Annotated in this window: 4 protein-coding genes and 2 pseudogenes; 4 read left to right on the top strand and 2 right to left on the bottom strand. The window is 65.4% G+C overall.

The features are described from left to right. Both IC66_RS48560 and IC66_RS0134435 read left to right on the top strand, forming a co-directional pair. A pseudogene (locus IC66_RS48560) lies at positions 1–159 on the top strand (tetratricopeptide repeat protein); the annotation flags it as partial. Between the two features lie 194 nt (positions 160–353). Beyond that, positions 354–950 carry a hypothetical protein gene (locus IC66_RS0134435; RefSeq protein ID WP_028140721.1) on the top strand — a complete coding sequence of 199 codons (597 nt, stop codon included), beginning with the start codon at positions 354–356 and terminating at the stop codon, positions 948–950. Between the two features lie 16 nt (positions 951–966). Here the strand turns inward: IC66_RS0134435 and IC66_RS0134430 are convergent. Together IC66_RS0134430 and IC66_RS0134425 are read right to left on the bottom strand one after the other, a co-directional pair. Beyond that, positions 967–2,556 (bottom strand): annotated as a pseudogene (locus tag IC66_RS0134430) (oleate hydratase); the annotation flags it as partial. A 64-nt stretch (positions 2,557–2,620) separates the two neighbouring features. After that, entirely contained in the window at positions 2,621–4,459 is a 1,839-nt protein-coding gene (locus IC66_RS0134425; RefSeq protein WP_085971869.1) for an AMP-dependent synthetase/ligase, read from the bottom strand. A gap of 205 nt (positions 4,460–4,664) precedes the next feature. Here IC66_RS0134425 and IC66_RS0134420 point away from each other — a divergent pair, with 205 nt between their 5' ends. Both IC66_RS0134420 and IC66_RS0134415 read left to right on the top strand, forming a co-directional pair. After that, positions 4,665–5,234 carry a cysteine hydrolase family protein gene (locus tag IC66_RS0134420; protein WP_038950697.1) on the top strand — a complete coding sequence of 190 codons (570 nt, stop codon included), beginning with the start codon at positions 4,665–4,667 and terminating at the stop codon, positions 5,232–5,234. A 171-nt stretch (positions 5,235–5,405) separates the two neighbouring features. Further along, positions 5,406–5,679: hypothetical protein (locus tag IC66_RS0134415; protein WP_038950696.1), on the top strand; the 274-nt coding region annotated here is incomplete at its 3' end.

Genomic DNA, 5,679 nt, shown 5'->3' with positions numbered 1-5,679 from the left:
ATCGGCGCCAGCCACGCCCAGCGCGAACTGGTCGAGGACACCTATATCGTCGCACTCATGCGCAGCGGCGAGCTCGCCCGCGCCCGCACCCTGCTGGGCGCCCGCCTGCACCGCCGGCCCTCACTTCGCGATACGCGCTGGCAGGCGGCGATGGCCTGAGTTCCGCCACGAAAAGAACACCGGCCTGACGGCAAGTGGCGGCGGACGGTTTGGGCGATTTGGACAAACGCCGTCGGGGTGGCGCGGTGGTATTCCAGGCGGGACTTGCAGGACAAACGGGATCGCAACCAATTTGCGGTTCGATGGTTATGGTGCGGAACCTGACCGTGGTTCCCTGGCACGTGAGCCTTCCAATGCGCCTCTGCCGATCGCTGCTGGCCGCGACCCTTGTTTTCACGGCCACCCTTGCCGCTTTGGCAAGTCCTTGTTTTGCCGAGACTTCCAAGCCGATCCCGGTCAACAACCCGCCGGCGCTGCAGAATGCCTTCATCGATCTGCTGGCGCTGATGTCCGGCCACTGCAAGACCTTCAAGGTCGCCGGGCGCACCTTCGCCTGCAAGACGGTGGCCTACGCCCATGGCGACAAGGGCCGCGTCAATTTTGCGGTCGCGGTCGACGATCCCTCCGACGACAGCCACGTCGTGTCGTTCTCCGGCGAAAACGGCAAGCGCGCCGACGACAATTCCTACGAGCTGCCGATCGACCGCATGCTGCTCAATTCCAAGGACCGCCCCAGGGTCGACGGCCTGCCGGTGCCGGCCGAGCAGACCTCCACCGGCCTCTGCCGCCAGACCGGCAATTTTGCCGCCAGGAAGGTGACTGACGTCACCTGCTCCGCCACCGACAGTGAGGGCCGGCGCTACGAGTTGCTGTTCGTCTCCGACGGCACGCCGGTCAGCGTGCGCCGCATCCGGCAATCGGCGCCGTCGATCCAAGATCCCTTCAAGTAACCCGTTCAAGTAGCGATCACGCGAATGCCTTCTCCAGCGTCGCGAAGATGATCGCGAGCGACTTGTCGTGCCTCGTCACCGGCGGCACCGGGCGATCGATCTTCATCAGTCGATAGACCGCCATCTGCGCCGCGCGCACCGAATATTCGACGGTGAACACGACGTCGTCGGGGATTTCGACGAACTGGCTGACGAAAGCGAGGTTGACCGAATTGTTCGGCACCGGCAGCGGCCGATCCGTCAGGTTGCGCGGCATGAACATGCTGGTGATGTAGGGCATGCGGCAGGGCACGCAGATTGCGTCCTCGAACACGCCCGCATCGAAATTCAAATGGCCACACAGCTCCTTCAGTATCTCCGCGCCGCCGCAATCGGACATCGGCTTCGCAACGAAATTGCCGACGCGGTCGGGATGCAGCGCATAGCCCCAGAACACCTGCACATTCTTCGGCTGTCCGGCGAAATGCGGCTGGTGATAGAGCACGACCGACATCAGCCAGTTGGAATCCTTGAACGTGACGAGGCCTCCGGTGCCCGCACGGTTGCCGGAGAACGCCTCCATCCGGTCGAAGAAGAGTGGATCGCGGCAGGTGACGGTGAAGGACAGCCAATAGGATTCGGGGATCGAGCTGTTGAACGCGGCGGGATTGCCGAATTCGGGACGCTCCTTCGCGATCGTCTCCCACAGCGCCCAGCCCTGGCTGTCTTTCTTGGTCAGATGCGGTGGCGGCTCGGTCATGGTGCCGAGGCTCGAGGCGTCCGTCATCGAGCCGTTCTGGAAGAATACGAGATCGCCGTCCTCGAGCCGGACATTGGCGATGCGGCCGTCGCGATCGAGCACGAGCTGGCGCACCCGCAAGCGTCCGTCCTCGCGCTCGATCGCCATGTCCGTGACGCGCGTGCCGCGCACGAATTGCACGCCCTGCCGCTTCAGCCAGTCGGCGAGCGGCCGCACGATCGCATCGTACTGATTGTAGACGGTGCGCTTGACGCCGGCGAGCGTCTCGATGCGCGGAAACTCGTTCATGAAGCGGTGCAGATAGCGCTTCAGCTCGACCGCGCTGTGCCAGGGCTGGAACGCGAAGGTGGTCTGCCACATGTACCAGAAATTGGACTCGAAGAATTTCGGCGAGAGCCAGTCGGTGATGCGGCTATTGCCGAGCGTCTCCTCCGAGGCCTCGGTGAGCCGCAGCAGCTCGAGCCGGTCGCGCGCGGAGAAACCCATATGCGAGACGTCGACCTTGAAACGGTTGCGATCGACCAGCCGCGCCTTCGAGTGCGCCGGGTTCTCCAGGTTGAATGCGATGGTCTCCTCGCGCACGCTGAGGCCGGGATGCTCGAGCGAAGGGATGCTGGAGAGCAGATCCCAAGTGCATTCGTAGTGATCGGTGGTCAGCATTCGCCCGCCGCGCAGCGAATAGGCGCCGTTCGCGAGCAGCGTGCCGTCGAGGCTGCCGCCGACCAGCGGCTGCGCCTCGTAGATCACGATGTCGCGCCCGGCCTGCTGCGCATCGCGGATCAGGAACGCCGCGCCCGCGAGCGATCCAATGCCACCGCCGATGAAATACGCCTTCATGACTTGCCTCGATTGCCGTTCGAATTCACGGGCGACATTGCATCGCGAGGCAGCGGCCTAAGTTGCGCTGGATCAACCGCGGGGAGAGGCGAAATCACGTCGGCGTTATCGGCGCGGGCTTCTTCGCATAGACGTGCTCGATCTCGTCTGCGAAGCGGCGTTCGAGCGCGGGCCGCTTGTTCTTCAGCGTCGGCGTGAGCAGGCCGCTCGCGATGGTCCACGGGTCCAGCGTCCACCACACCGCGCGCGGCGTCGCGTAGGACGGATAGGCCTTCACGGCCGCCGCTATTCGCGCCAGCAGCGCAGCCCGTTCCGCCGCGCCGCCTTGCTTGCCGCTCGCCGCCAGTCTTTCCTTCTCCTGCACCCAGGCTTTGGCGTTCAGCACGACCAGCGCGGTGAGGAACGGCCGCTGTTCGCCGACCACCAGCGCCTGCTCGAACAGGGGATCGGCGAGGATCGCGGTCTCCAGATCCACCGGCGCGATCTTCTCGCCGGTGGACGTGACCAGAATGTCCTTGATGCGGCCGGTGATGGTGATGCGCCCGTTCTCGATGCGGGCCTGATCGCCGGTATGCAGCCAGCCGTCGGCGTCCTTGACGCGGCGTGTCTCCTCCGGCTTGTGCCAATAGCCGAGCATCACGCTGGGGCCGCGCACCAGCAATTCGTCGTTCTCGCCTAGCCTCACCTCGACGCCGTCGAGGACATGGCCGACCGAGTGCGGATCATTGTCCTCGATGGTGTTGACGGAGACCACCGGCGAGGTCTCCGTCATGCCGTAGCCCTGGAGCACGTCCAGCCCGAGCGCGAGAAACAGGCGAATGACGGGCGCCGCGATCGGCGCGCCGCCGGAGATCGCGACGCGCAGGCGGCCGCCGAGCCGCGCCAGCACCTTGTCGGCGACGAGCCGTTTGAGCAACGGCCAGGCCAGCCGGTCCAGCAGCGACGGCACGCCATGCCGCTGCCGTGCATCGAAACGCCGCCCGCCGACGGCGATGGTGAGGTCGAGCAGCAAGCGCTCGATGTAACTTGCTGATGCGCGATGCTGCATGATCAGCGCGAAAATGCGCTCGTAGATCCGCGGTACCGAGACCAGCACCGTCGGCTGCACACGCTTCAGGTCCTCCGAGAGTTGTGGCACCGAGCGGGCATAGGCGACGCACGCGCCGGCCGCGATCGGATAGTAGTAGCCGCCGGTGCGCTCGAAGGTGTGCGAGAGCGGCAGGAAGGACAGGAAGACGTCATGGGGTTCGGCGGCGATGCGGTGCGCGATCGCCTTCACATTGGCGACGACATTGCCGTGCGAGAGCATCACGCCCTTCGGCCGCCCGGTGGTGCCCGAGGTGTAGACGATGGCGGCGAGATCGTGCGGCTCGATCGCGACATCTGGCAGCGCGGTCGCGCCGGGGGCTTGCGCGAGCCAATGGTCGAGCCCGACGATGCGGGCATTCGGCGTGATGAGCCCGCTTGCATCCGCGCAGACGACGCGCTTGAGATGGTCGAGCGGCTGGCCGGTCGCCACGATCGCCTGCCAGCGCTCCAGCGTATCGACGAACAAGAGCAGCGCGCCGGAATCGACAAGGACGTAGGCGATGCTGTCGGGATTGTCGACGGCATGCATCGGCACCGGCACGAGGCCGCGCGACAGCGCCGCCTGGTCCATGGCGATATGCGCAATGCCGTTCGGCATCAGGATGGCGGCGCGTTCGCCCGGCGCGAACTCCTCCGCGGCGAGCGCGCGCCGCCACAGCTCGAATCCCGCATCGATCTCGCGCCAGGACTGGCTGACCCAGCGCTGCGCGGTCGCATCGAAATGACGATAGGCCTCCGCCGCCGGCGTCGCCTCGACGCGCCAGCGCAGCAGTTGCGGCAGCGTCTTGATGTCGGCAAGACCGTCCGGTTGACTCGCCTGTCCCGGCATGGCGTCCTCTCGCATCTCTCGATTCCCAGCATTTGGTGCCTCGACACTAGGCCGGCCAGTCCTTGCCGCTTTGATCCTCAGCAAGGCGGCTATGCAGGGAAGAGACGCTGCGCTGCGTCCGGGGCACGAAAGCTGTCGCGAAACGAGGGAAGATCGGCATTGCGCGCTGTCCCAGTCGCCTCGCATATTCGCTTTTACAACCCGTGCGAAAGGTCCGATCATGCCCGCCCCCCTCCCCGCCCTCATCGTCGTCGACGTCCAGCGCGCGTTCGACGAGTGGGAGGCGGCGGGACAGCGGCGCAACAATCCGGATGCGGTGGCGCGGATCGCGGGTCTGCTGAAGACGTTCAGGGCGCGCGGCGCGCCGATCTTTCATATCCGCCACGAGGGTACGAAGCCGAGTTCATCGTTCCTGCCATCGCGTTCCGGCTACGCCGTCAAGGACGAGGCGCGCGAGCAGCCGGGCGAGACGATCATCGTCAAGCGCGTCAACAGCGCCTTCATCGGCACCGACCTGGAACAGCGCCTGCGCGCGGCCGGCATCGGCAACCTCGTGATCTGCGGTGCCACCACCAATCATTGCGTGGAGACGACGACGCGGATGGCCGGCAATCTCGGCTTCGACGCGCAGCTCGTGCGCGATGCGACATGGACGTTCGACCGCATCGGGCCCGACGGCGACAAGCATTCCGCCGAGGAGATCCATGCGATGACGCTGTCGAACCTCAACGGCGAGTTCGCGCGCATCGTCACCAGCGACGACGTGGTCGCCTCGTTCGCGGCCAAGTGATGGCAGCAATGCGATCAATGCCGATGATGCGACAATAAATCTCACGAGCCCACTCATGCGCGCGAAGCGAATCGGACGTCGCAATACTGCGTCGTTTCGACGCCCGCACTGGCCGGAACGCGGGAAGCGCCCATCTGTTGTCACACGACATTCAACTGGAGTGATGACACCATGAAGTATCTCATTGTCGCGATGGCGGTCGGTGCTGCGGCGCTTGCCGGCGGATCGGCGGCGAACGCGGCCAATAATTCAAGCGCGAAGCAGAACGCGCAGGCCGGCCAATCGACCGACATCAGCGCGCAGCACCGGCACCACGGCCATCGCCACCATCATCACTGGCGTCATCATCACCACCATCATGGCTACTATCGTCCGCACCACCGGAGCTACGGCTACTACCCGCGGCATCACGGCTATTACGGCGGCGGGCCGTACGGGTATTACG

The sequence above is a fragment of the Bradyrhizobium genomosp. III genome, from assembly GCF_000261705.1.
In the GTDB taxonomy this organism is placed as follows: Bacteria; Pseudomonadota; Alphaproteobacteria; order Rhizobiales; family Xanthobacteraceae; genus Bradyrhizobium; species Bradyrhizobium ottawaense.
Note: the sequence above shows the minus strand (reverse complement) of the source record. Positions and strands in the feature narration are given on the sequence as shown.

Bases quoted from the DNA above. Each gene is read 5' to 3' on its own strand.
- IC66_RS0134435 (WP_028140721.1), top strand. From the start codon at position 354: ATGCGCCTCTGCCGATCGCTGCTGGCCGCGACCCTTGTTTTCACGGCC.
- IC66_RS0134425 (WP_085971869.1), bottom strand. From the start codon at position 4,459: ATGCGAGAGGACGCCATGCCGGGACAGGCGAGTCAACCGGACGGTCTT.
- IC66_RS0134420 (WP_038950697.1), top strand. From the start codon at position 4,665: ATGCCCGCCCCCCTCCCCGCCCTCATCGTCGTCGACGTCCAGCGCGCG.